Here is a 23,700-nt window from a genome sequence, read left to right as displayed (position 1 = left end):
GTCGACGCCCCACGCGCTTGCACCGCTATACTGCGCTGCCCTTGCGGAGCCCGAGAATGAGCCCGATTCGCGACGCCTGGCGGCACCGCCCCACCCACCGACGGGTGTGGGGTCTGGCCGCACCGATGATCCTCTCCAACGTTTCCGTGCCCCTGGTGGCGCTGGTGGACAGCACAGTGGTGGGCCACCTGCCCCATGCCCACCAGCTGGGCGCCGTGGCGGTGGGCAGCATGCTCTACACGCTGATGATCGGCGTGCTCGGTTTCCTGCGCATGGGCACCACCGGCTTCGCTGCCCAGGCCGCCGGACGGGCGGATGGCGGTGCGCTGCGCCAGGTGCTGCTGCAGGGCCTGCTGCTGGCCGGGGTCCTGGCGCTGGGCCTGGGGCTGCTGGCCCTGCCCTTCGGGCACCTGGCCTTGGGGCTGATGGCGCCCTCGGCGGAGCTGGACCAGCTGACCCGCGAATTCTTCCACCTGCGCCTGCTGGGGTTGCCGGCGGCCCTGGCCAACTACGCGCTGGTGGGCTGGTTCCTCGGCACCCAGAACGCCCGGGCACCGCTGGCGATCCTGCTGGGGACCAACCTGGCGAACATCGCCCTGGCGCTGTGGTTCGTGCTCGGGCTGGACTGGGGCGTGGCCGGCGCGGCCAAGGCGGCGGTGACGGCCGAGTGGTTCGGCGCCCTGATCGGCCTGGCGCTGACCCGGGGCGCGCTGCGGCGCCACCCGGGGCGCATCGTGGCGGGTGCCTTGCGCCGCTGGGCCAGCTGGCGGCCGCTGCTGGCGGTGAACCGCGACATCTTCATCCGTTCCCTGGCGCTGCAGCTGGTGTTCTTCCTGCTCACGGTGCAGGGCGCGCGGCTGGGCGATGCCACGGTGGCGGCCAACGCGCTGCTGCTCAACGGCCTGCTGGTGACCGCCTATGCGCTGGACGGCCTGGCCCACGCGGTGGAGGCCCTGTGCGGCCACGCCATCGGCGCCGGCAACCGCGCGGAGCTGCGCCGGGCCCTGGTGGTGGCGGGGAGCTGGTCGCTGATCGCCAGCCTGGGCTTTGCGCTGTTCTTCCTGCTCGGCGGCGGGCTGTTCATCGACCTGCAGAGCGACATCGCCGAGGTGCGCGCGGTGGCCCACCGCTACCTGCCCTACCTGGCGCTGCTGCCGCTGGTGGCGGTGTGGAGCTACCTGCTGGACGGCCTGTTCATCGGCGCCACCCGCGCCCGCGAGATGCGCAACGCGATGCTGCTGGCGGTGCTGCTGAGCCTGCCGCTGGGGCTGGCCCTGGCGGGCCTGGGCAACCACGGGCTGTGGCTGGCCTTCCTGGGCTTCATGGCGCTGCGCGGCCTCAGCCTGGCGGGCCTGGCCTGGCGCCTGCAGCGGCGCGATGCCTGGTTCGCGGGGGCGCCTGCGCCCTCGAACGCTTCCCCCTCCCCTGCACCCTGAAGGAGCCTGTCATGGCCGACGCGATCGCTGCCTACCTGCATTACCTGTCGATCTTCCTGCTGTTCGCGCTGCTGGTGCTGGAGCACCGCCTGTTCAAGCTGCCGCTGGACCTGGACCGGGCCCGCAGCCTGATGCGCATCGACATCGCCTACGGCATCACCGCCAGCCTGGTGCTGGCCACGGGGCTGGCGCGGGTGCTGTGGTTCGGCAAGGGCAGCGCCTACTACCTGCACAACAGCCTGTTCCACGCCAAGGCCGGGCTGTTCGTGCTGGTGGCGCTGCTCTCCACCTTCCCCACGGTGGTGTTCCTCGGCTGGCGCAACAGCATCAAGGCCGGCCAGGTGCCGGTGCTGTCGCCGCGCACCGGCAAGCTGCTGGTGATCACCCTGCGCGCCGAGCTGACCCTGCTGCTGGTGCTGCCGCTGCTGGGCGCGCTGATGGCGCGGGGCTTCGGGGTGATCGGCTGAGCCCTTACAGGCGCATCCCCACGGCCAGCCGGTTGAAGGCGTTCATCAGAGCGCAGACGAAGCTGAGGTCGCTGATCTCGGTGTCGCTGAAATGCGCCTTGAGCGGCTCGTAGGCCGAGTCGGGGGCGCCGCTGCCTTCCAGCCGGGTCAGCGACTCGGCCCATTCCAGCGCGGCGCGCTCGCGCTCGCTGTACAACCCGCTCACCCGCCAGCCGGCCAGGGCATCCAGGCGCGCCTGCTGCTCGCCGCCGGCGCGCAGGGCGCGGCTGTGCATCTCCAGGCAGAAGGCGCAGCCGTTGATCTGCGAGATGCGCAGGTACACCAGTTCGATCAGGGCGTTGCCCAGGGGGCTGTCCTGCAGGGCGTTCTTGGCGCTGAGCAGGCTTTGGTAGACACGGGGGGACAGTTCGCTGAACGGCAGTCTGAGTGCACTCATGGGAAAACTCCGATGGGGTTGAAGTAGGGGTGGGTGTCCAGCCGGGCGCGGATCTGCTGCTCGGCCTGGGCGACGGCTTCGGGGCCCTGGGCGAGGCCCTGGAGGTGGAAGAATTCGACGTGGTGCAGGCCGATCACCCCGAGGATGTGGCGCAGGTAGGGGGTGAGGAAGTCGGCCTGGCTGGCCCGCGCGCCCAGGTAGGTGCCGCCGGAGCTGATGACCACGAAGCAGGGCCGGTCTTCCAGCAGCCCTTCCTTGGTGCCGTTGCGCAGGGTGAAGGTGCGCTGGATGCGCACCACGTAGTCGAGCCAGAGCTTGAGGCAGGCCGGCACCATGTAGTTGTGCATGGGGGTGGCGATCAGCAGGTGGTCGGCGGCCTCCACTTCGCGCACCAGGGTTTCCGATACGGCGAAGGCGGGGTCGTCCTTCGCGGCGCGGGTCATCAGGGCGCGGGCGTAGTCGCCGGTCAAAGGCGGCAGCGGTTCGGCCACCAGGTCGCGCAGCTGCAAGTCGCTGCGCGGTTGCAGGCGCTCGGCCATCTCGCGGGCCAGTCGGCCACCGAGGGAGGCTTCGCCGTTGGGGCTGCAGTCGATGAGCAGGGTTCGGGGCATGGGGTCCTCCGGTCAGGTGAGAAAACGGCTGAAGTGCAGGCCGGAGGCGAGCAGGCCCTGGCGGAAGTAGAAACGCTGGGCCAGGGCGTTGGCCAAGGCGGTGTCCAGCACCAGCTTGGCGCACCCGTCGGCGCGCGCCAGCCGCTCCACCTCCGCCAGCAGCGCGGCGCCGACGCCCTGGCTGCGGGCCTCTTCGGCGGTGACCAGGTCGTCGACGTAGACGAAGCGGTCGTGGATCAGGTTGTCCAGGGTGCGGTAGCCGGCCAGCCCGAGCAGGCGGCCGTCCTGGCTGGCGGCCAGTAGCCGGTAGCCCTGCTGGCGCTGCCGGGCGACACGCTGGACGAAGGCGTCGGCATCGGCCAGGCGCGGGCGCAGCTGGTGCATCAGGCCGAAGGCCGCGCGCAGGGCGGGTTCGTCCGCTTCGAGGTGGTGCAACTGCAGGGGGGCGTCGCTCATGGGGGCTGTCCGGTGAGTGGTTGGGCGCTACTCTAGGGCGCCCATGTCCCAGCCTACAGAGCCAAGATTCGAGGAAATGACCAGGCCATGACCACCCGCCCGTCGCTGGACCGCACCCTCGATACGCCGCTGTTCCTGCAGCTCTACCAACGCCTGCGCGAGGCCATCGAGCAGGGCCGCCTGGCCCCGGGGGCGCGGCTGCCCTCGCTGCGGGCCCTGGCCAGCGAGCTGAACCTGGCGCGGGGCACGGTGGAGGCGGCGTACCAGATGCTGATCGGCGAGGGCTATGCGGAGGCCCACGGCCCGGCCGGCACGCGGGTGTCGCCGCGCCTGGGCGGCAGCCTGCCGGAACGCCCGGCCACACCGGGGCCGGCCCGCACGGCGGCGCCAGCCGAGGCGCCCCGGCTGGAGCCGTTCCAGCTTGGCCTGCCGGCCCTGGACGCCTTCCCCCGCAAGCTGTGGACGCGCCTGGTGCAACGCCACCTGCGGGCCCTGTCCGGCCCGGCGATGATGACGCCCGACCCGGTGGGCCACCGGCCGCTGCGGGAAAGCCTGGCGGCGTACCTGGGGGTGTCCCGGGGGATCCGCTGCTCGCCCGAGCAGGTGTTCATCACCACCGGCCACCTCGCCAGCCTGGCGCTGGTGCAGCGCACGCTGATGCGCCCGGGGGACCGCATCTGGCTGGAGGACCCGGGCTATCACCACGCCCGCGAGATGCTCGCGGCGCTGCCGCTGGACTGCGTGCCGGTGCCGGTGGACGGCGAGGGGCTGGTGGTGGAGGCCGGTTGCCGGCGGGCCGCCGACGCTCGCTTCGCCCTGGTCACCCCGACCCACCAGAGCCCTACCGGGGTGGCGCTGTCCCTGCCCCGCCGCCTGGCCCTGCTGGACTGGGCGCGCCGGGCCGAGGCCTGGATCATCGAGGACGACTACGACAGCGAGTACCGCTACCACGGCCGCCCGCTGCCGGCGCTGAAGAGCCTGGATGAGGCCGGCCGGGTGCTCTACGCCGGGACCCTGAGCAAGGTGCTCTACCCCGGCCTGCGCATGGCCTACCTGGTGGTGCCGGCGGCGCAGGTGGAGGCCTTCCGCCAGAGTGCGCGGCTGTTCCCCAGCGGCTGCCCGGAGCTGATGCAGGCGGCCCTGGCGGACTTCATCGAGCAGGGGCATTTCGCCCGCCACCTCAAGCGCATGCGCAGCCTCTACGCCGAGCGCCGCGCCCACACGCGGGAGGCGCTGCTGGCCGCGTTTGGCGAGGGCCTGCGGATCGACCAGCAGGCCGGCGGCATGCACCTGCTGGCCTACCTGGCGGACGGCCAGGACGACACCACCATCGCCCAGCGCGCCCGCCAGGCGGGGCTGGCGGTGGTGCCGCTGTCGCGCTGGCGCCTGGAGAGCCGAGGCGCGCCGGGGCTGGCGCTGGGCTTCACCAACATCGCCACCCCCGACGAGGCCCGGCACCTGGCCCAGCGATTGCGGGCCGCCGTCGAAGCGACCGGGTAAACACCCAACCGTTGGGTGGGCTTCAGCCCACCGCTTCTACCTCAAGCCCGTGCCGGACGGTGGATCGGCGCTCACCGGATGGCGCCAAGGCACCCGTAGGATGGGCTGAGCTGTGCGAAGCCCATCATCGCGGGCTGGGCGTGGATTGATGCGGTTCGCCGAGCTCACCGCATCCTACGGACTCACACCGTTCCGGCGACGAGACGGTGGATCGATGAAGTGCGACCCAACCACCAATTACCGGCACCCAGACCCTGGGGATAACACCCGAAACCTGCGCAACAGAAGGTGGATCGGCGCTCACCGGACGGCGCCAAGGCACCCGTAGGATGGGCTGAGCTGTGCGAAGCCCATCATGGTGGGCCGGACGTGGATTGATGCGGTTCGCCGAGCTCACCGCATCCTACGGACTGCCTCAAGCTCGTGCCGAACGGTGGATCGATGAAGCGCGATACGCCCTACGGGGTGGCGAGTGTGGAGGCTCACGTAGGGGGGATGACGCTCTTTTCATCCACCGATTACCGGCACCCAGATCCTGGGGATAACACCCGAAACCTGCGCAACAGAAGGTGGACCGGCGCTCACCGGACGGCGCCATGGCACCCGTAGGATGGGCTGAGCTGTGCGAAGCCCATCATCGCGGGTTGGGCGTGGATTGATGCGGTTCGCCGAGCTCACCGCATCCTACGGACTCACCCCGTTCTGGCGACGAGACGGTGGGTCGATGAAGCGCGATACACCCTACGGGGCGGCAGGGGGTGGAGGCTCGCTTAGGGGGGGATGACGCTCTTTTCATCCACCGATTCCTGGCGCATGGGCCCTGGGGATAACTCCGCTCCCGGGCTGAAGCCCGGGCTACGTTGGCTTCGTCCTGGCTGGCGGCGGAATGAAAAAGCCCCGGCATGGGCCGGGGCTTTTCGGGGCGCGGGGCGATCAGGACGACAGGTAGGAGGAGCGGGTCAGGCCCAGGCGCAGGGCGTCCACGTAGTGGGTGCGCTCGCGGGGGCTGAGCTTGGCGCTGGCCACCTTGTCGCGGTAGAGGGCCATCAGCTCCTCGGGGGACAGGTGCACGTAGCGCAGCATGTCCTCGATGGTGTCGTGGGTCTCGATGCCGGCGTGGTACACGCTGCCGTCTTCGCGCTGGTAGACGTTCACCGAGTCGGTGTCGCCGAACAGGTTGTGCATGTCGCCGAGGATCTCCTGGTAGGCGCCCACCAGGAACACGCCCAGGAGGTAGTCCTCGCCTTCGCGCACATCGTGCACCGGCATACTGGTCTCGATGCTCTGCTCGTCGACGTACTGCTTGATCTTGCCGTCGGAGTCGCAGGTCAGGTCCTGCAGCACGGCGCGGCGCAGGGGCTCTTCGTCGAGGCGCTGCAGCGGGATGATCGGCAGCACCTGGCCGATGGCCCAGGTGTCCGGCAGGCTCTGGAACACGGAGAAGTTGCAGATGTACTTCTCGGCCAGCTTGTCGTTCAGCTCGTCGAGCACCTGGCGGTGGGAGCGCTGGCGGGCCTTGAGCTGGTTGTGCAGGCGGCGGCAGATGGCGAAGTAGGTCTGCTCGGCCAGGGCCTTCTGCGCCAGGGTCAGCTTGCCTTCGGCGTACTGCGCGGCGGCGTCGCCGATGTAGTGGGTGGCGCGCCAGTAGGTCTCGGTGACCATCTCGGTGTCGGTCGGGCCGAGCAGGTCGAGCAGCCAGCGGACGATCTCGGGCTGCTCCTCACTGTCGTCCACCACCGGTACGGCATCGTTGTGGCGCTCGACGTCGGTGACCTGCATCACCAGCACGGCGTGGTGCGCGGTCATGGCGCGGCCGCTCTCGGAGAAGATATGCGGGTGCGGCAGGCCCTGGGCGTCGCAGAACTCCTTGAGCATGCCCACCACCACGCCGGCGTAGTCGTCCATGTCGTAGTTGATGGAACTGGCGTTGCGCGAGTGGGTGCCGTCGTAGTCCACGCCCAGGCCGCCGCCGACGTCGATGTGGTCCACCGGCAGGCCGAGGCTGCGCAGTTCGGCGTAGTAGCGGATGGCTTCCTTGAAGCCGTGCTGGTAGTCGGCCAGGTTGGCGATCTGCGAGCCCATGTGGAAGTGCAGCAGGCGCACGCCCTGGTCGAGGCCGGCCTTGCGGAAGCGCTCGACCACCGACAGCAGCTGGGCGGCGGAGAGGCCGAACTTGGACTTCTCGCCGCCGGTGTCGGCCCACTTGGAGGAGGCCAGGGACGACAGGCGCACGCGCAGGCCGACCTGGGGCGCGACCTTCAGCTCGGCGGCGGCTTCGATGACGAACTCCACCTCCGACTCCTTCTCGATGACGATGAAGACGTTGTGGCCGAGCTTCTGGCCCATCAGCGCCAGGCGGATGAACTCGCGGTCCTTGTAGCCGTTGCAGACGATGGTGCCGCCCTTGGGGGCGAGCGCCAGCACGGCCATCAGCTCGGGCTTGGAGCCGGCTTCCAGGCCGATGGAGACGTTCTGGGTGGCGATGATGTTCTCCACCACCGCTTCCTGCTGGTTGACCTTGATGGGGTACAGGGCGGTGTAGCGGTTCTGGTACTCCAGCCGCGCGATGTTGGCGTCGAAGGCGCCGGTGAGCTGGCGCACGCGCGACTGGAGGATGCCGGGGAAGCGCACCAGCAGCGGCAGGGACAGGCCCGCCTCGCGCAGGTTGCCGACCAGGTCGTGCAGGTCCACCGGTTCGCTGGACGGGCCGCTGGGACGCACGTCGACGCGCCCGGCCTCGTTGATGGCGAAGAAACCGGCACCCCAATGGCGGATCCCGTAGACACTGCGGCTGTCCGCTACGGTCCAGCGGCTGCCATCGTCCTTGCGCGTGCGTCGTGCAGACATCGTGTTCCCCCTGTGGGATGAAAAGAGCCGAACCCGCCGGGACGTACCGGGCAGGCGTGGGCAGGTTAAAGCGGTCGTATGACGTTGGAGTGTTGACCGTGGCGATGACGGTCAGTTTAGAAAGCCGTGGCTCAGCCGCCGGATTTCTTGGCCTTGAAGCCGCGCTTGGCGAGCTCGTCGAGCAGCAGGTCCACGTGGTCGCCCTGGATCTCGATCACGCCGTCCTTGAGCGCACCGCCGGTGCCACATCGGCGCTTGAGCGCGCTGGCCAGCTCCTTCAGCTCGTCGCCGGCCAGCGGCACGCCGCTGACGGTGGTGACGGTCTTGCCACCCCGGCCCTTGGTTTCGCGGCGAACGCGCGCGATGCCGTCGCCGGCGGGCACGGTGGCTTGCTTGCAGGTGCAGGCGTCGATGGGCTGGGCGCAGTCCGGGCAGTGCCGGCCGCTGTCGGTGGAGTACACCAGGCCGCCGAGGGCGGCAAAGGACGAAGCTTTCTTGACCACCGGCTTTCCTCGTAGGGGTCAGGATAGCGACTGGTCGGCGGGGGCCGACCGCGAAGCCCCACTCTGGCAGGGGCAGCGCAGCCCCGGCCGGGAAGCCGGGGTTGAAAGGCGGCGCAATTTAGCAGTATTCGCGGCGAATGCTAAGTGCGAATTTGCGCCATTGATCGTCAGATTGGCGACCCTGTTCGGCATCGTGCACGAAAGGGTCCGGGATATTGCACAAACCCGCGCCGGGCGGGGGTTTCAAGGGGTATTTCGGGCGGTACGGCGCGAAGGGAACCTGTGGCGCCAAGCTGATTATCGAGTTTTGCGGATGTTTTCTGTTTCGCCTTGCCTGGCGAGTTTCTTTTTTCAGTCGCCAAAAAAGAAACCAAAAAGGCTCGCCCCTGCATCCGGGTCCCGCTGCGCGGGACTTCCCTCGCTCCATCGGTGCCCCGGGGGGGGGCACGGCGCGACTGGCCATCCATGGCCAGATCGCGCCTCTCGCGGCATCCATGCCGCTCAACCCCCGTTGCACCGACTCCACTCGGCCTCCTGAAGGGGCGGTTGTCCCCGCCCCACCCTTCCAGCCCCTAATAGCCTGGATGTGCGCATCGGCGCCTTGAATGAGGAGGGCGTTGAGCTGCCAGCTACAGCGGGCTTAGAGCGACGCCAGATAAAGACGCAACGCCTTGAGCGAGTCCGGGCAGCAGTTCTCCAGCGCCTGGGCCTCGTCGAGGCTCATGAATCGCGCCTCCATCACCTCTTCCGGCTGCAGCCGCAGGGGCGCGTCGGACACGGCGGAGAACACCGCGCCCCAGAGCCGGTTGCCCGGCTCGTCGAAGTAGAAGCGCCCATGCTCGCGCAGGGGCACGCCGGCGATGCCGAGTTCTTCCTCCAGCTCACGAGCGGCGGAGAGGGCGTAGTCCTCCCCTTCCTGGACCATGCCGCCGGCGGCGACGTCCCAGTAGCCCGGGTACAGCGCCTTGCTCAGGGTGCGGCGATGCACGCAGAGCTGGCCGGCGCTGTTGAACAGGAGGATGAAGGTGCCACGGGAAACCAGCCCGCGCTCGCGCAGCTCGGCCCGGGGCAGGCCGCCGAGGAGGCGGTCCTGCTCGTCGACCCAGGCCACCCGCTCGGCGTCGGAGGCGGCGCGGTGGGCCGCCTCGCGCGGGTCGAGGGCCATCAACCCTGCTCCAGCAGCTGGCGCAGGTCGATCACGGCGGCGTTGGCGCGGGAGATGTAGTTGGCCATCACCAGCGAGTGGTTGGCGAGTACGCCGTAGCCGCTGCCGTTGAGCACCATGGGGCTCCACAGGGGCTCCTGGGCGGCCTCCAGCTCGCGGATGATCTGCCGCACGCTGATGGTGGCGTTCTTCTTGGCCAGTACGTCGGCGAAGTCCACTTCGATGGCACGCAGGATGTGGGACAGCGCCCAGGCCTGGCCACGGGCCTCATAGAAGACGTTGTCGATCTGCAGCCAGGGCGTCTCGACGATCTCCTCGCTCATCTTGGGCACCACGCCTTCCTGCCCGTCCTGGGCCTTCACATCGGTGTTCAGGCGGACCCGGCCGACGCTGGCGGACAGGCGCTGGGACAGCGAGCCCAGGCGGGTGGCGACGTCACCCAGCCAGTTGTTGAGGTTGTCGGCGCGGGTATAGAACTGGGCGCCGGGCTGGCTCGGGTCGGAGAGCCGGGCCAGGTAGCGGTCCAGGGAGCGGATGCCTTCCTGGTACTCGGTCTCGGAGGCGGGCAGGGCCCAGCTCTTGTTGTCGAAGTTGAAGCGCGGCTCGGCGCGCGCCAGGTCGACGTCCTCGGTGGACTGCGACTGGGAGCGGGCGAAGTCCTTGCGCAGGGCGCGGGTCAGGTCGCGAACCTGTACCAGTACGCCGTATTCCCAGCTGGGCATGTTGTCCAGCCAGATACCGGGCGGGGCCAGGTCGTTGGAGAGGTAGCCGCCGGGCTTGTCCAGCAGGGTCTGAGCCACCTGTTTTAGGGTCTCGACCGTGGTGTAGCCGGTGACCAGCTTGCGCTGGGCGCGTTCGGCCGCCGCCTGGGCATTCTGCTGCACGGGGAACAGCTCGGGCTCCTGGCTCCAGTACCAGCCCACCACACCCGCTCCCACCAGGTAGATGCCGAGCAGGGCGCCGAGGGCGCGGCTGACCCAGATGCCTCCCAGGTAGCTGCGGACATCGTCCACCGAATCATCGACGCGATCTCGTGCCTGGCCCGCACGCTTCTTCCAGTCCAGCATGGCTATGTCCTTCACTCATCCGTTCGGCAAGTTTCGACAGCGCCCTTGCGCAAGGGTGCCGCCGGCCTCGCACTATAAGTGAAGCGAGCGACCTTGCCAGCGCCCAATGGCCAAACCAAGAGTGGGCCGGTGACAAGGTGTTGAGACGATGCGCACATTCGCGCTGTGACCCAGTGGCACTCCCGGAGAAAAGGTTGGCGCCAAGGGATCGGCGGTACTGGCACGGCTGCAACGAGGTGCTAGCATAGCGCCACCATCCAGGTCGGATTTCGTCCAGAAAACGACCAGAAGCCCAGAAGCCCGTCATGACCGAACCCGAAGATCCGAGCCGCGATCGCCTGAAGACCTATTTCGCCCAACGGGTGATCCACCAGGCGCGCCATCTTCTGGAGGTCTGGCAGCGGCTGCAGCGCAGCGAGTGGCGGGAGTCCGACCTCACCGAGCTGACCGAGGCCAACACCCTCCTGCAGCGTTATGCCCAGCGCTTCGAACAGCCCGAACACAGCCAGCTGGCCCAGAGCATCGAAGCCTGCCTGGTGGGCATCCAGGCCAACCGTGGGCGCCTGTCCAGCGAACTGATCACCGAGCTGAGCCAGCTGATGCAGCGCCTGTCGCGCACCGGGCTGCGCCATGGCGACCAGCTCGAACAGACCTTCCTGCCGCCCCTGCGCAAGCCGGTCTACCTGGCTCTGCAGGACGGCGAGCGCGCCGCACGCCTGGCCCAGCAGATGGAGTTCTTCGGCCTCTCGGCGCAGACCTGCAACGACGCCAACGCCTTCCGCGCGGCCATGGCCGAGCGGCACCCGTCGGCCATCGTCATGGAAGTGGACTTCGCCGGCACCGGCATGGGCCTGGAACTGGCGTGGGAAGCGCAGAAGGGCCTGGAGCACAAGCTGCCGGTGCTGTTCTTCAGCCACGACGACACCGACACCCCGACCCGCCTGGCCGCCGTGCGCGCCGGGGGGCAGGAGTTCTACACCGGCACGCTGGACGCCTCCAGCCTGCTGGAGCGCATCGAGACCCTGACCCGCACCGCCCACTACGAGCCCTACCGGGTGCTGGTGGTGGACGACTCCCGCGCCCAGGCGATGCACACCGAGATGACCCTGAACAGCGCCGGCATCGTCACCCGCGCCATCACCGAGCCGGTGCAGGCGATGGCGGCCCTGGCGGAGTTCCAGCCGGACCTGATCATCCTCGACATGTACATGCCCGAGTGCCTTGGCACCGAGCTGGCCAAGGTGATCCGCCAGAACGAGCGCTACGTCAGCGTGCCGATCATCTACCTGTCGGCCGAGGACGACCTGGACAAGCAGCTCGACGCGATGAGCGAGGGCGGTGACGACTTCCTCACCAAGCCGATCAAGCCGCGCCACCTGATCGCCACCGTGCGCACCCGCGCCAAGCGTGCCCGCAGCCTGAAGGCGCGGATGGTGCGTGACAGCCTAACCGGGCTGTTCAACCACACCCACACCCTGCAGCTGCTGGAGGACGCCCGCTCCCGCGCGCGCCGCGATGGCCGGCCGCTGTGCTTCGCGATGCTCGACATCGACCACTTCAAGAAGGTCAACGACACCTACGGCCACCCCATGGGCGACCGGGTGATCAAGAGCCTCGCGCTGTTCCTCAAGCAGCGCCTGCGCAAGAGCGACCACATCGGCCGCTACGGCGGCGAGGAGTTCGCCGTGGTGCTGCCGGACACCGACCTGGAAGCCGCCCAGCGGGTGCTGGACGAGATCCGCCAGCGCTTCGCCGAGATCCGCTACCCGGCCCAGCCCCACGACCTGTCCTGCACCTTCAGCTGCGGCATCGCCGAGCTGAGCGACGACATCGACAGCAACACCCTCTCCAAGCGCGCCGACGAGGCGCTCTACCAGGCCAAGCGCAGCGGCCGCAACCGCGTCGAGCTGTTTCGCTGAGCCGTCCCGCAGCGTGACGCAGGTCACGCTGTCATCAAGCCGCAATCGAATCGAAATATCGTCGGGGTCCGCCGTCCTGTTCGTTGTAGGTCGAGGCCCCCATGCGCCTGAAGCAGCTCACCAACCTCAATACCCTTCTTCTCGTCACCGTGTGCCTGGCCCTGGGCGCCACGCTGTGGTGGTCCCAGCGCGCCCTGGAACGCCCCTACCAGGTGATGGAGCTGTACCTGGACCTGGCGCAGCGCGTGCAGCGGGACGTCAGCGACAACATCGAGGCCTACCTCGCCAGCGGTGATGCCCTGCGCCACAGTGCCGCCACCCAGGGCCTGGACGACCTGGACCAGCGCCTGCAGCAGTTGCCGCCGGAGCTGGCCAGCACCCTGCGCGGCGGCATCGACCCGCTGCGCACCTTTGCGGCCGAGCAGCTCCTGGCCGCCGGCAAGCTGGCCGGTGACCCGCAGGGCCTGCTGATCCAGGCCGAGCGCGAGCTGGACGGGGCACTGGAGCAACTGGCGCACTATGCCGACGCCGGCGACCCGGCCCACGCGGCGGACTACCGGGCGCCGCTGCTGGCGGCCTCCCAGCACCTGACGCGTCTGGCCCACGCCCGCGCCAAGCTGGTGGAAAGCGGCCGTGACGAACTGGCGGCCGACGTGGAACGCGAACTGGCCGCCCTCGGCCAGGAATCCGCCCGCCTCGATGCCCTGCCCCTGCTGGGCGTGGCCGAGCAGAGCCAGTCCGCCTCCGACGACTTCGCGGCGATGATGGGCCTGGCCGACCAGGGCGAGCAGAAGGCCGCCGAGGACCGTGGCGTCGCCCTCAAGCGCGAGCTGTCCAGCCTGGTTGGCCGCTACCCGGCCGAACTGCAGCGCACCCGCCAGCTGATCGCCAACCGCGCCGAACTGGCCAAGGCCACCCGCGCCCGCCTCGACGACCTGCGCCAGGCCCTGACAGCCCTGGAGCCCCTGGTGCGCGCCGAGCACGGCCGCATCCAGGGCGAGGTGCGGCTGATGCAGGGGCTGATGATCGGCCTGATCCTGCTCATCGCCCTGGCGGTGGACCGCATCCAGCGCAACCTCACCCGGGTGCTCGGGCGCCTGATGCAGGCGCTGTCCCACTGGGCCTCCGGGGACTTCAGCCAGCCCATCCACCTGGATTCACGCATCGACGACCTGCGCGGCATCGAGGGCTCCCTGGCGCGCCTGCGGGCCTACCTGGGCGACCTGGTGGGCACCATCCGCCACCACGCCGAGCAGGTGCTGAGCAGCAGCCACACCCTGGCCGGCCTCAACGGCGGCCTGCACGACGGCGCCGAACGCCAGGCGGTGGGCACCGGGCAGATCCGCGATGCCCTGGGCGAACTGGAGGCCACCATCCAGCAGGTGGCCGGTGACGCGGCCCACGCCGCCGACGCCAGCCACGCGGCCGGCCGTGCGGTGGAACAGGGCCAGCGCATCATCGGCCAGAGCCTGACCGGCATGCGCACGCTGGTGGGCGAGGTGCAGAACAACGCCAGCGCCATCGAGCGCCTGGCCCAGGAGTCGGCCACCATCGAGAGCGTGCTGACGGTGATCCGCGGCATCGCCGAGCAGACCAACCTGCTGGCGCTGAACGCGGCCATCGAAGCGGCCCGCGCCGGCGAGCAGGGGCGCGGCTTCGCGGTGGTGGCGGACGAGGTGCGCACCCTGGCGCAACGCACCGCCGGCGCCACCGGGGAGATCCAGGAACTCATCGGCCGCCTGCAGACCGCCGCCCACCAGTCGGTGCAGGGCATGCGCGCCCAGGTGGAGCACGCCGAGGCCACCGCCACCCGCGCCGCCGCGGCAGACGGGGCGCTGGACGAGATCGTCGACGCCATCCGCACCATCGCCAGCACCGCCGGGCAGATCGCCGAGGCCACCGCCAACCAGAGCGGCGCGGTGAGCGAGATCCGTGGCTACAGCGAGCAGATCCACCAGCAGGGCGACGACAACCTGCGCCACATCGGCCGCAGCCGCGACCAGGCGGAGCAGCTGCTGCAGCTGGGCGGCGAGCTTAACCAGGCGGTGCAGGCCTTCCGCGTCTAGCAGGCCGTCGAAACCCGCCGGCCTGCGGCGACGTGTCGCGCCCCGGGCGCAGGCGGCGCGCCCAAGGGGACGGCGCATGACCTTTCGGCGCGGTGAGAAAGCCGCTTACAGGATCGGCCTGCCGGGCGCGGACCGGCTCCGTTATCATGCCCGGCACCTTTGCCTGCCGAGTGTCCCATGCGTCGTCTGCTGACCCTCATCCTGCTACTGGCCACCCTGCCCGCCGTCGCCGGGCTGCTGGACGGCCGCCCCAGCGCCACCCTCGGCGCCCCGCTGAACAACAGCCAGGACTTCCTCCCGGTGCGCGAGGCCTTCCGCCTCAGCCTGGTGGAGAGTTCACCCACGGCGATCAAGCTGCGCTTCACCAACGCCGAGGGCTACTACCTCTACAAGCACCGCTTCCAGTTCCGCACCGAGCCGGCCGATGTCGGCCTGGGCGCGGCGCAACTGCCGGCGGGCAAGCACAAGACCGACGACTACTTCGGCGACGTGGAGGTGTACTACGAGGTCCTCGACGTCGACCTGCCGCTGAACAACCCGCAACAGCGCCCCTTCAAGCTGCTGGTGACCTACCAGGGCTGTGCCGACAAGGGCCTGTGCTACCCGCCGGAAACCGAGACGCTGCAGATCGGCGCCGCGTCCGCCGCCACGCCGGACGGTGCGGTGCCGAGCGACGGGCAGGGCTGGAGCTGGCACGAGCTGGCGCTGTTCTTCCTCGCCGGGCTGGGCCTGACCTTCACCCCCTGCGTGCTGCCGATGCTGCCGATCCTCTCCGGCGTGGTGCTGCGCGGGCAGGTGGGCGGCGGCCGGGGCCTGGTGCTGTCGCTGGCCTACGTGCTGCCGATGGCGGCCTGCTTCGCCGTGCTGGGCGCGCTGATGGGCGTGTTCGGCGCCGAGCTGAACCTGCAGGCGCGCCTGCAATCGGCCTGGGTGCTGGTGCCCTTCGCGGCCTTCTTCGCGGTGTTCGCCCTGGCCATGTTCGGCCTGTATGAACTGCGCCTGCCGGGCTTCCTCGCCGGCCCGCTGGACCGCCTGGCCGGCAGCACCCAGGGCGGCTCGATCTGGGGTGCGGCAGCGCTGGGGGTACTGTCCAGCCTGCTGGTCTCTCCTTGCGTCTCCGCCCCGCTGGCGGGCGCCCTGCTCTATATCAGTGCCAGCGGCGATGCCCTGGGCGGCGGCCTGAAGCTGTTCCTGCTGGGCCTCGGCATGGGCACCCCGCTGGTGCTCTTCGCGGTGGGTGGCGGCGCGCTGCTGCCGCGCTCCGGCCCGTGGATGGTGGCAGTGCGCAATGCCTTCGGCGTGCTGCTGCTGGCGGTGTCGGTGTGGCTGCTGGAGCGGGTGCTGCCGGGCTCGCTGAGCCTGGCCCTGTGGGGCCTGCTGGCTGCCGGGGTGGCGCTGTTCCTCGGCACCCTGGAGTTCGGCCCCAAATCCCCGCGCCAGCGCCTGGCGCAACTCGCCGGGCTGGTGCTGCTGGTCTACGCCGGCGCCACCTGGGTCGGCGCGCTCAAGGGCGAGGCCGATCCGCTGCGCCCGCTGGGCCGTGCCGGCGTGGCCGGCGCTCCCCAGGCCACGGCAGCCGCCGGTGCCTGGATCACCGTGAAGACGCCGGCCGAGCTTGAGGCCGCCCAGGCCGCCGCCAAGGCCGCCGGGCAACCGCTGCTGCTGGACTGGTACGCGGACTGGTGCATCAGTTGCAAGGTGATCGAGCGCGAGGTGCTCACCGCGCCGGAGGTCACCGCGCAGCTGGGCCGTTACCGCCTGGTGCGCTTCGACATGACCGAGAGCACCGCCGAGCAGCGCGCCCTGCTGGACCGCTACAAGCTGTTCGGCCCGCCGGCCCTGCTGTTCTTCGGGGCGAACGGTGACGAATGGGCCGATCTGCGTGTCGTAGGAGAGATCCACGCCGCCGCGTTCGCCGACCACCTGGCCCGCGCCGGCTCGCGTCAATAAGCGGAACTTCATAAATCTGCCGCAATCTGCGGGCATCGTGTCGACTACTGGCGACACAGGGACAGTCACGACTATCCTTCACGGTCCCGCCTGGCCCCAATAAGGAAGACAGCCCATGGCCACCTTGCTCGTCCTGCACGGTCCCAACCTCAACCTGCTGGGGACCCGCGAGCCCGACAAGTACGGCGCCACCACCCTGGCCGAGATCAACCAGGACCTGGAGCGCCGCGCCCGCGAAGCCGGGCACCACCTGATGCACCTGCAGAGCAACGCCGAGTACGAACTGATCGAGCGGATCCACGCTGCGCGCAACGAGGGCGTGGACTTCATCCTGATCAATCCGGCCGCTTTCACGCATACAAGTGTCGCGCTACGTGACGCGATGCTCGCAGTGAGCATCCCATTCATCGAAGTGCACCTGTCCAACGTGCACAAACGAGAACCTTTCCGCCATCACTCCTACTTCTCCGACGTAGCCGTGGGAGTGATCTGCGGTCTGGGCGCCACCGGCTACCGCCTGGCCCTGGACGCGGCACTGGAACACCTTGAACGCCCCTGACCTCACCCTTGGGAGTTGATGATTAATGGATATCCGTAAAGTCAAGAAACTGATCGAACTGCTGGAAGAGTCCGGGATCGACGAGCTGGAGATCCGCGAGGGCGAAGAGTCCGTGCGCATCAGCCGTCACAGCAACAAGGCCATGGCCGCCCAGCCGGTCTACGCCGCTGCCCCGGCTCCGGTCGCGGCGCCCGTTGCCGCCGCGCCGGCTGCTGCCCCGGCTCCGTCAGCCGACGCTGCCCCGGCTGCTCCCAAGCTGAACGGCCACGTGGTCCGCTCGCCGATGGTCGGCACCTTCTACCGCGCCGCCTCCCCCACCTCGGCCAACTTCGCCGAAGTCGGCCAGACCGTTAAGAAAGGCGACATCCTCTGCATCGTCGAAGCGATGAAGATGATGAACCACATCGAAGCCGAAGCCAGTGGCGTGATCGAATCCATCCTCGTGGAAAACGGTCAGCCGGTTGAGTACGACCAGCCGCTGTTCACCATCGTCTGAACCGCGGAGAGCCTGTGATGCTGGAAAAAGTCCTGATCGCCAACCGTGGCGAGATCGCCCTGCGCATCCTGCGCGCCTGCAAGGAGCTGGGCATCAAGACGGTAGCGGTGCACTCCACGGCCGACCGCGAGCTGATGCACCTGTCCCTGGCTGACGAGACCGTCTGCATCGGCCCGGCACCCGCCGCCCAGTCCTACCTGAACATCCCGGCCATCATCAGTGCCGCCGAAGTAACCGGCGCCACCGCGATCCACCCGGGCTACGGCTTCCTCGCCGAGAACGCCGACTTCGCCGAGCAGGTGGAGAACTCCGGCTTCGCCTTCATCGGCCCGAAAGCCGACACCATCCGCCTGATGGGCGACAAGGTGTCCGCCAAGGACGCCATGAAGAAGGCCGGCGTACCGACCGTTCCGGGCTCCGACGGCCCGCTGCCGGAAGACGAAGCGACCGCCCTGGCGATCGCCGAGGACGTCGGCTACCCGGTGATCATCAAGGCCGCCGGTGGCGGCGGTGGTCGCGGCATGCGCGTGGTGCACAGTGCCGACGAGCTGATCAAGTCGGCCAAGCTGACCCGCACCGAAGCCGGTGCCGCGTTCGGCAACTCCATGGTCTACCTGGAGAAGTTCCTCACCAACCCGCGCCACGTGGAAGTGCAGGTTCTCTCCGACGGCCAGGGCAACGCCATCCACCTGGGTGACCGCGACTGCTCCCTGCAGCGCCGCCACCAGAAGGTGCTGGAAGAAGCCCCCGCCCCCGGCATCGACGAGAAGGCCCGCGCCGAAGTGCTGGCCCGCTGCGTCCAGGCCTGCATCGAGATCGGCTACCGCGGTGCCGGTACCTTCGAGTTCCTCTACGAGAACGGCCGCTTCTACTTCATCGAGATGAACACCCGCGTCCAGGTGGAGCACCCGGTCACCGAGATGGTCACCGGCGTCGACATCGTCAAGGAGATGCTCAGCATCGCCGCAGGCAACAAGCTCTCGATCAAGCAGGAAGACGTGGTCATCCGTGGCCATGCCCTGGAGTGCCGCATCAACGCCGAAGACCCGGACAACTTCATGCCCTCCCCGGGCAAGGTGAAGTACTTCCACGCCCCGGGTGGTAACGGCGTGCGTGTCGATTCGCACCTGTACAGCGGCTACTCGGTACCGCCGAACTACGACTCGCTGATCGGCAAGCTGATCACCTACGGCAAGGACCGCGACGAGGCCATGGCGCGCATGCGCAATGCCCTCGACGAGATCGTGGTGGACGGGATCAAGACCAACGTCCCGCTGCACCGCGACCTCACCCGCGACAAGGGTTTCTGCAAAGGGGGCGTGAACATTCACTACCTCGAGCACAAACTGGGCAAGAAGTAAGCCTGGTGAACCCCGAAGGGCCGCATAATGCGGCCCTTCTTCATTTCCGCCACGCAAAGGAATGCCCCGCCCGTGAAAGCAAGATTCAAGTCCATCGGCCGGGCCTTCCTGGAAGCCTTCATCTGCCTGGGCCTGGCCCTGCGCTCCAGCCTGCGGCCGGGCATCCTCATCGGCTCGTCGGGCCTCTGCCTGCTGATGACCAGCTTCTGGGGCTGGCTGTTCTATGCCCACTTCGAGTTCATCGCCAAGGCCGCCGGGCTGATCGCCTCCTTCGTGATCATGGGCGCTGCCGCCCTCGGGTTGCTCCCAAGCGTCAGCGGCGGCCCGGCGACCATCAGCGCCATGGCCAACATCGCCCCAGCCCTGGCCTTGATGGCGGTCTACGCCGCACTGTTGGCAGTGGCTATCGTGGTCGTGCTCTACGCTGGCGCCGTGGTGCTCAGCATCCGCCTCAGCCTGCGCTGGGTGCTGATGGGGCGCCTGAAGACCCGTACCCGCAGCCACTACCCCAGCCTGCTCCAGCGCCAACCCGCCGCCACCGACCTGCTGCGCGCCGGCCGCTACCACCTCGGCCCCTGGCTGGGCCTCGGCATTGGCATCGGAATCGGCCCGCTGCTCTGCCTGCTGATCCCCGTGGTCAACGGCGTCCTGATGCTGATGCTGCTGGCTTACCTGAACGTGCGCTTCCTGGTGCCCGCCGCCCTCGCCGGACTGGCCAGTGGCGCCGAACAGATGCGCGTGGTGCGGGCCCAGCGCGGCGCCCTCATCGCCTTCGGCCTGCTGATCCTCATGCTGGCGGTGGTTCCCGTGCTCAATCTGCTGCTCCCGGCCCTGCTCGGCAGCGGCGTCTGCCACCTCGCCTACCGCGGCCTCGACCGCCTGGACGCCGCGGCTGGCACGGCACCCGAGCCTCAAGTAAGCTTGCCCGCCCCGTAAGAGCCCCTTCTCCACGCCGCATCGAGGTTTCGCCATGCCCTGGTTACAAGTCCGTCTCGCCATCACCCCGGATCAGGCGGAAACCTATGAAGACGCCCTGCTGGAAGTCGGTGCCGTCTCGGTGACCTTCATGGACGCCGAAGACCAGCCGATCTTCGAGCCCGACCTCGGCACTACCCCGCTCTGGTCCCACACCCACCTGCTGGCCCTGTTCGAGGCCGACACCGACGAGACGGCGCTGGTGGCGCACCTCGAACTGCTCACCGGCGGCGCCCTGCCGCAGCACCAGATCGAGCGCATCGAAGACCAGGACTGGGAACGCAGCTGGATGGACAACTTCCAGCCCATGCGCTTCGGCCGCCGCCTGTGGATCGTCCCGAGCTGGCACGACGCCCCCGAGCCGGACGCGGTGAACCTGCTGCTGGACCCGGGCCTGGCCTTCGGCACCGGCACCCACCCGACCACCGCGCTGTGCCTGGAATGGCTGGACGGCCAGGAACTGGGCGGCTGCGACCTGATCGACTTCGGCTGCGGCTCCGGCATCCTCGCCATCGCCGGCCTGCTGCTGGGCGCGCGCCAGGCGGAGGGCACCGACATCGACCCACAAGCCCTGGAGGCCTCCCGCGACAACGCCTCGCGCAACGGCATCGACCCGGCCCTGTTCCCCGTCTACCTGCCCGCCGACATGCCGCAACAGCCGGCCGACGTGGTAGTGGCCAACATCCTCGCCGGCCCGCTGGTGTCCCTGGCGCCGCAGATCACCGCGCTGGTCAAGGCCGGCGGCCGCCTGGCACTGTCGGGCATCCTCGCCGAGCAGGCCGAGGAGGTCCGCGCGGCCTACGCCGACGCCTTCGAGTTGGACCCGACCGCCGAGAAGGATGGCTGGGTACGCATCAGCGGCGTTCGTCGCTGAGGCCCGCAAAGGATGCACAGCAGGAATGCGCCAGCGACGTGGCGAGTTGGTAGACTAGCGCGTCGTTTTGCCCGGACCGCCGCATGACCGATAGCTTCGTCACCCAGTGCCCCCATTGCCAGACCAGCTTCCGCGTGACCCGCGCCCAGCTGGCGGCGGCCCATGGCGCGGTGCGCTGCGGCGCGTGCCTGCACGTGTTCAACGCGGCCAAGCAACTGCTGGGGAGCCTGGCGGCGAAGGAAGCCTCGGCCCCGACGACGACCGCCCCGGCTGCGGCCACGCCACCCGCTCGCCCGGCCGCCCCGAGCCCGACGCCACCCGCCCCCCGGGCTCCGGCTCCGGCTCCGGCTCCGGCTCCGGCTCCGGCTCCGGCTCCGGCTCCGAGCGTGCCCAGCGTCGCCACCGTGCTCAAGCCCCAGGCCGCCGCAACGCCGGCCCCCAGCGGCAAGAGCGGCGACAAGAACACCCTGTGGATCCACGACGACCTCGACCTGGACAGCCTCGACCTCGACGAGGAACTGGCCAAGCTGGAGCAGGAAGAACTCAAGCTCTCCCGCGAATTCATGGCCCTGCAGGCCGCCCCCAAGCCGGGCGAGCAGTTGCTGGGCCAGCGTGACGACCCCGAACAACGCTACGACGAAGGCTGGGCCGAGGCCCTGCTGCACGCCGAGCAACGCCCCACCGCCTCTGCCCCCCAGGCACCCGTGCCGCCGCCGCGCCCGGCCGAGCCGGAGCGCCGCGAGCCCGCGCTGAACCTGGCCGCCGTCGAGGAAGAGGACGATCCGCTGCCGAGCATCGGCTCGGCCCGCGACGACGAGCCCGATGACGAACCGGACCTGCCCGCCCCCGACCGCAGCGCCACGCAGGAACGGGACGAGGACAACGCAGACGAACCGCTGGACGACGCGCCGACCGAGCCCGTCGTGACCCGCAGCCCTCCGCGCAACGAACCAAGCCTGCGCGACAAGGGCCTGCTGGACCTGGACGACGAGCCCCTGCAACTGGAATGGCAAGCCCCGCACAAGCCCTGGGGCCGCTGGATCGGCTGGGGCCTGCTGAACCTGATCGGCGGCCTCGCCCTGGGCTTCCAGTACGTCTGGTACCACTTCGACGAACTGGCCCGCACCGACCAGTACCGCCCCTGGTTCGAGCAGCTCTGCCCCGAGATCGGCTGCCGCCTGCCTTCCAAGGTCGACGTCAACCTGATCAAGAGCAGCAACCTGGTGGTGCGCAGCCACCCGGATTTCACCGGCGCCCTGGTGGTGGATGCGATCATCTACAACCGCGCGGCCTTCTCCCAGCCCTTCCCGCTGCTGGAACTGCGCTTCGCCGACATCAACGGGCAACTGCTCGCCAACCGTCGCTTCAAGCCCGGCGAATACCTTGGCGGGGAGCTGGCCGGGCAGACGGAAATGCCGCCGCAGACGCCGATCCACATCTCGCTGGACATCCTTGATCCCGGTGCCAAGGCGGTCAATTACAGCCTGAGCTTCCACTCCCCGGAATAGCCTGACAGGCCCGCCGGACGCCGCTCCGGAGCCTTGCCAGAACCCCTGGCGATAAGCTCGGCACTGTTCAGAATTTGTTCAAAACAACCTTTATCCGGTCATCGAGAGCGGGTATGATGCCCACCCTTTTTCGTAGACCAAGATCCGGCCCCACAGGCAGGGAAGACCCATGTCGGCGGTACGCATCGGCCCGTATGCCCTACCCAACCAGGTGATACTCGCCCCCATGGCGGGCGTGACCGATCGTCCGTTTCGTCTGCTTTGCCGTCGCCTGGGTGCCGGCTTGGTAGTCTCCGAGATGGTCACCAGCGACGTGCGCCTGTGGAACAGCCGCAAGTCCCGGTTGCGCCTGCTTCATGAAGGCGACCCGGAGCCCCGTTCGGTGCAGATCGCCGGCGGCGACCCGGAGATGCTGGCCGAGGCGGCCAGGGCCAATGTGGCGCTCGGAGCCCAGATCATCGACATCAACATGGGCTGTCCGGCGAAGAAGGTCTGCAACAAGGCGGCCGGTTCCGCGCTGATGAAGGATGAAGCCCTGGTGGCACGCATCCTCGACGCCGTGGTGAAGGCCGTCGATGTCCCGGTCACGCTGAAGATCCGCACCGGCTGGGACCGCGACAACAAGAACGGCATCGCCGTGGCGAGGATCGCCGAAGAGTCGGGTATCCAGGCGCTGGCCGTTCACGGTCGCACCCGGGCCGACCTGTACACCGGCGAAGCCGAGTACGACACCATCGCCGCGATCAAGCAGTCGGTGTCGATCCCGGTCTTTGCCAACGGCGACATCGACTCGCCACAGAAAGCCAGACAGGTCCTCGACGCCACCGGTGCCGATGCCCTGCTGATCGGTCGAGCGGCCCAGGGGCGACCCTGGATCTTCCGCGAGATCACGCATTACCTGGCCACCGGCGAACTGCTGGCGGTGCCGGGGCTTGAAGAGGTGGAACAGATCCTGCTGGAGCACTTGGCCGCACTGCACGCCTTCTATGGCGAAGTGATGGGCGTACGCATCGCCCGCAAGCATGTTGGCTGGTATCTCGCAACCCTGCCGGGCGCCAGGGAGTTTCGCGCCCAGTTCAATCGTTTGGAGTCCACGGACGCGCAGTGCGCCAGCGTTCGGCAATTTTTCGCCGAGCGTCACAACGAAGGGGATAAGGCCGCATGACGACGATGACCGAGAATTTTTTTGATGGGGCAACACCCGTGAGCGACAACGCCAACCTGAAACAGCACCTGACCACACCGACCGCCGAGGGCCAGACCCTGCGCGGCAGCGTCGAGAAGGCACTGCACAACTACTTCGCCCACCTGGAGGGCGCGACGGTCACGGACGTCTACAACCTGGTGCTCTCCGAAGTGGAGGCCCCGCTGCTGGAAACCGTGATGAACTACGTCAAGGGCAACCAGACCAAAGCCTCCGAGATGCTCGGCCTCAACCGGGGCACGCTGCGCAAGAAGCTCAAGCAGTACGACCTCCTGTAAGCACGTATTCGATAAAGAAAGG

Annotated in this window: 21 protein-coding genes; 14 read left to right on the top strand and 7 right to left on the bottom strand. The window is 68.9% G+C overall.

Going from position 1 to position 23,700, the window contains the following annotated elements:
* Positions 1 to 56: 56 nt before the first annotated feature.
* Together RTK35_RS23385 and RTK35_RS23380 are read left to right on the top strand one after the other, a co-directional pair.
* A complete protein-coding gene (locus RTK35_RS23385; protein WP_316909112.1) occupies positions 57 to 1,436 on the top strand; it encodes an MATE family efflux transporter in 1,380 nt (459 codons plus the stop codon).
* A gap of 11 nt (positions 1,437 to 1,447) precedes the next feature.
* Positions 1,448 to 1,903: a DUF2214 family protein gene (locus RTK35_RS23380; RefSeq protein ID WP_316909111.1), complete on the top strand. Its 456-nt coding sequence runs from the start codon at positions 1,448 to 1,450 to the stop codon at positions 1,901 to 1,903.
* A 4-nt stretch (positions 1,904 to 1,907) separates the two neighbouring features.
* On the opposite strand, the gene RTK35_RS23375 is transcribed toward RTK35_RS23380, so the two are convergent.
* From RTK35_RS23375 to RTK35_RS23365, 3 genes are read right to left on the bottom strand one after another with little or no spacing between them, the layout of a single operon-like run.
* Positions 1,908 to 2,339, bottom strand: coding sequence for a carboxymuconolactone decarboxylase family protein (locus tag RTK35_RS23375; RefSeq protein ID WP_044411193.1), 432 nt, complete (start codon positions 2,337 to 2,339; stop codon positions 1,908 to 1,910).
* A complete protein-coding gene (locus tag RTK35_RS23370) occupies positions 2,336 to 2,950 on the bottom strand; it encodes an FMN-dependent NADH-azoreductase (RefSeq protein WP_044411190.1) in 615 nt (204 codons plus the stop codon). Before RTK35_RS23370 ends, RTK35_RS23375 begins: the two co-directional genes overlap by 4 nt.
* Before the next feature lie 12 nt (positions 2,951 to 2,962).
* Positions 2,963 to 3,406: a GNAT family N-acetyltransferase gene (locus RTK35_RS23365; protein ID WP_316909110.1), complete on the bottom strand. Its 444-nt coding sequence runs from the start codon at positions 3,404 to 3,406 to the stop codon at positions 2,963 to 2,965.
* 87 nt (positions 3,407 to 3,493) lie between these two features.
* Here RTK35_RS23365 and RTK35_RS23360 point away from each other — a divergent pair, with 87 nt between their 5' ends.
* Complete coding sequence (locus RTK35_RS23360; protein WP_316909109.1) at positions 3,494 to 4,906, top strand: PLP-dependent aminotransferase family protein; 1,413 nt, start codon at positions 3,494 to 3,496, stop codon at positions 4,904 to 4,906.
* A 933-nt stretch (positions 4,907 to 5,839) separates the two neighbouring features.
* Here RTK35_RS23360 and speA read toward each other — a convergent pair.
* From speA to RTK35_RS23340, 4 genes are all read right to left on the bottom strand, one after another.
* Complete coding sequence (gene speA / locus RTK35_RS23355) at positions 5,840 to 7,753, bottom strand: arginine decarboxylase (RefSeq protein WP_044411180.1); 1,914 nt, start codon at positions 7,751 to 7,753, stop codon at positions 5,840 to 5,842.
* Positions 7,754 to 7,884: 131 nt separating this feature from the next.
* Positions 7,885 to 8,256 carry a translation initiation factor Sui1 gene (locus tag RTK35_RS23350; protein ID WP_069562441.1) on the bottom strand — a complete coding sequence of 124 codons (372 nt, stop codon included), beginning with the start codon at positions 8,254 to 8,256 and terminating at the stop codon, positions 7,885 to 7,887.
* Positions 8,257 to 8,896: 640 nt separating this feature from the next.
* On the bottom strand, positions 8,897 to 9,421 hold the full coding sequence (gene yfcD, locus RTK35_RS23345) for an NUDIX hydrolase YfcD (RefSeq protein ID WP_044411174.1): 525 nt from the start codon (positions 9,419 to 9,421) through the stop codon (positions 8,897 to 8,899).
* A complete protein-coding gene (locus tag RTK35_RS23340) occupies positions 9,421 to 10,488 on the bottom strand; it encodes a DUF2333 family protein (RefSeq protein WP_182851654.1) in 1,068 nt (355 codons plus the stop codon). The genes yfcD and RTK35_RS23340 overlap by 1 nt, the downstream gene beginning before the upstream one ends.
* 305 nt (positions 10,489 to 10,793) lie before the next feature.
* On the opposite strand from RTK35_RS23340, the gene RTK35_RS23335 reads away from it, so the two are divergent.
* From RTK35_RS23335 to fis, 11 genes are all read left to right on the top strand, one after another.
* Positions 10,794 to 12,407 carry a diguanylate cyclase gene (locus RTK35_RS23335; RefSeq protein ID WP_044411168.1) on the top strand — a complete coding sequence of 538 codons (1,614 nt, stop codon included), beginning with the start codon at positions 10,794 to 10,796 and terminating at the stop codon, positions 12,405 to 12,407.
* Positions 12,408 to 12,508: 101 nt separating this feature from the next.
* Complete coding sequence (locus RTK35_RS23330; protein WP_316909108.1) at positions 12,509 to 14,473, top strand: methyl-accepting chemotaxis protein; 1,965 nt, start codon at positions 12,509 to 12,511, stop codon at positions 14,471 to 14,473.
* 177 nt (positions 14,474 to 14,650) lie between these two features.
* On the top strand, positions 14,651 to 16,423 hold the full coding sequence (locus RTK35_RS23325; RefSeq protein ID WP_182851652.1) for a protein-disulfide reductase DsbD: 1,773 nt from the start codon (positions 14,651 to 14,653) through the stop codon (positions 16,421 to 16,423).
* Positions 16,424 to 16,538: 115 nt separating this feature from the next.
* On the top strand, positions 16,539 to 16,982 hold the full coding sequence (gene aroQ, locus RTK35_RS23320; protein WP_044411161.1) for a type II 3-dehydroquinate dehydratase: 444 nt from the start codon (positions 16,539 to 16,541) through the stop codon (positions 16,980 to 16,982).
* Between the two features lie 25 nt (positions 16,983 to 17,007).
* Positions 17,008 to 17,478 (top strand): acetyl-CoA carboxylase biotin carboxyl carrier protein, encoded by a 471-nt coding sequence (gene accB, locus RTK35_RS23315; protein WP_316909107.1) that lies wholly within the window; start codon positions 17,008 to 17,010, stop codon positions 17,476 to 17,478.
* Positions 17,479 to 17,495: 17 nt separating this feature from the next.
* Positions 17,496 to 18,839: an acetyl-CoA carboxylase biotin carboxylase subunit gene (accC, locus tag RTK35_RS23310; RefSeq protein WP_044411155.1), complete on the top strand. Its 1,344-nt coding sequence runs from the start codon at positions 17,496 to 17,498 to the stop codon at positions 18,837 to 18,839.
* 72 nt (positions 18,840 to 18,911) lie between these two features.
* Positions 18,912 to 19,775: an EI24 domain-containing protein gene (locus RTK35_RS23305; protein WP_316909106.1), complete on the top strand. Its 864-nt coding sequence runs from the start codon at positions 18,912 to 18,914 to the stop codon at positions 19,773 to 19,775.
* Positions 19,776 to 19,809: 34 nt separating this feature from the next.
* Positions 19,810 to 20,688: a 50S ribosomal protein L11 methyltransferase gene (prmA, locus tag RTK35_RS23300; RefSeq protein WP_316909105.1), complete on the top strand. Its 879-nt coding sequence runs from the start codon at positions 19,810 to 19,812 to the stop codon at positions 20,686 to 20,688.
* Between the two features lie 83 nt (positions 20,689 to 20,771).
* Positions 20,772 to 22,196 (top strand): DUF3426 domain-containing protein, encoded by a 1,425-nt coding sequence (locus tag RTK35_RS23295; RefSeq protein WP_316909104.1) that lies wholly within the window; start codon positions 20,772 to 20,774, stop codon positions 22,194 to 22,196.
* A gap of 169 nt (positions 22,197 to 22,365) precedes the next feature.
* Positions 22,366 to 23,361 carry a tRNA dihydrouridine synthase DusB gene (gene dusB / locus RTK35_RS23290; protein ID WP_044411146.1) on the top strand — a complete coding sequence of 332 codons (996 nt, stop codon included), beginning with the start codon at positions 22,366 to 22,368 and terminating at the stop codon, positions 23,359 to 23,361.
* Positions 23,358 to 23,678, top strand: coding sequence for a DNA-binding transcriptional regulator Fis (gene fis, locus RTK35_RS23285; RefSeq protein ID WP_044411145.1), 321 nt, complete (start codon positions 23,358 to 23,360; stop codon positions 23,676 to 23,678). The genes dusB and fis overlap by 4 nt, the downstream gene beginning before the upstream one ends.
* The last annotated feature ends 22 nt before the right edge of the window (positions 23,679 to 23,700 follow it).

This window comes from Pseudomonas sp. zfem003 (genome assembly GCF_032621675.1).
GTDB classification, from domain to species: Bacteria; Pseudomonadota; Gammaproteobacteria; order Pseudomonadales; family Pseudomonadaceae; genus Metapseudomonas; species Metapseudomonas otitidis.
Note: the sequence above shows the minus strand (reverse complement) of the source record. Positions and strands in the feature narration are given on the sequence as shown.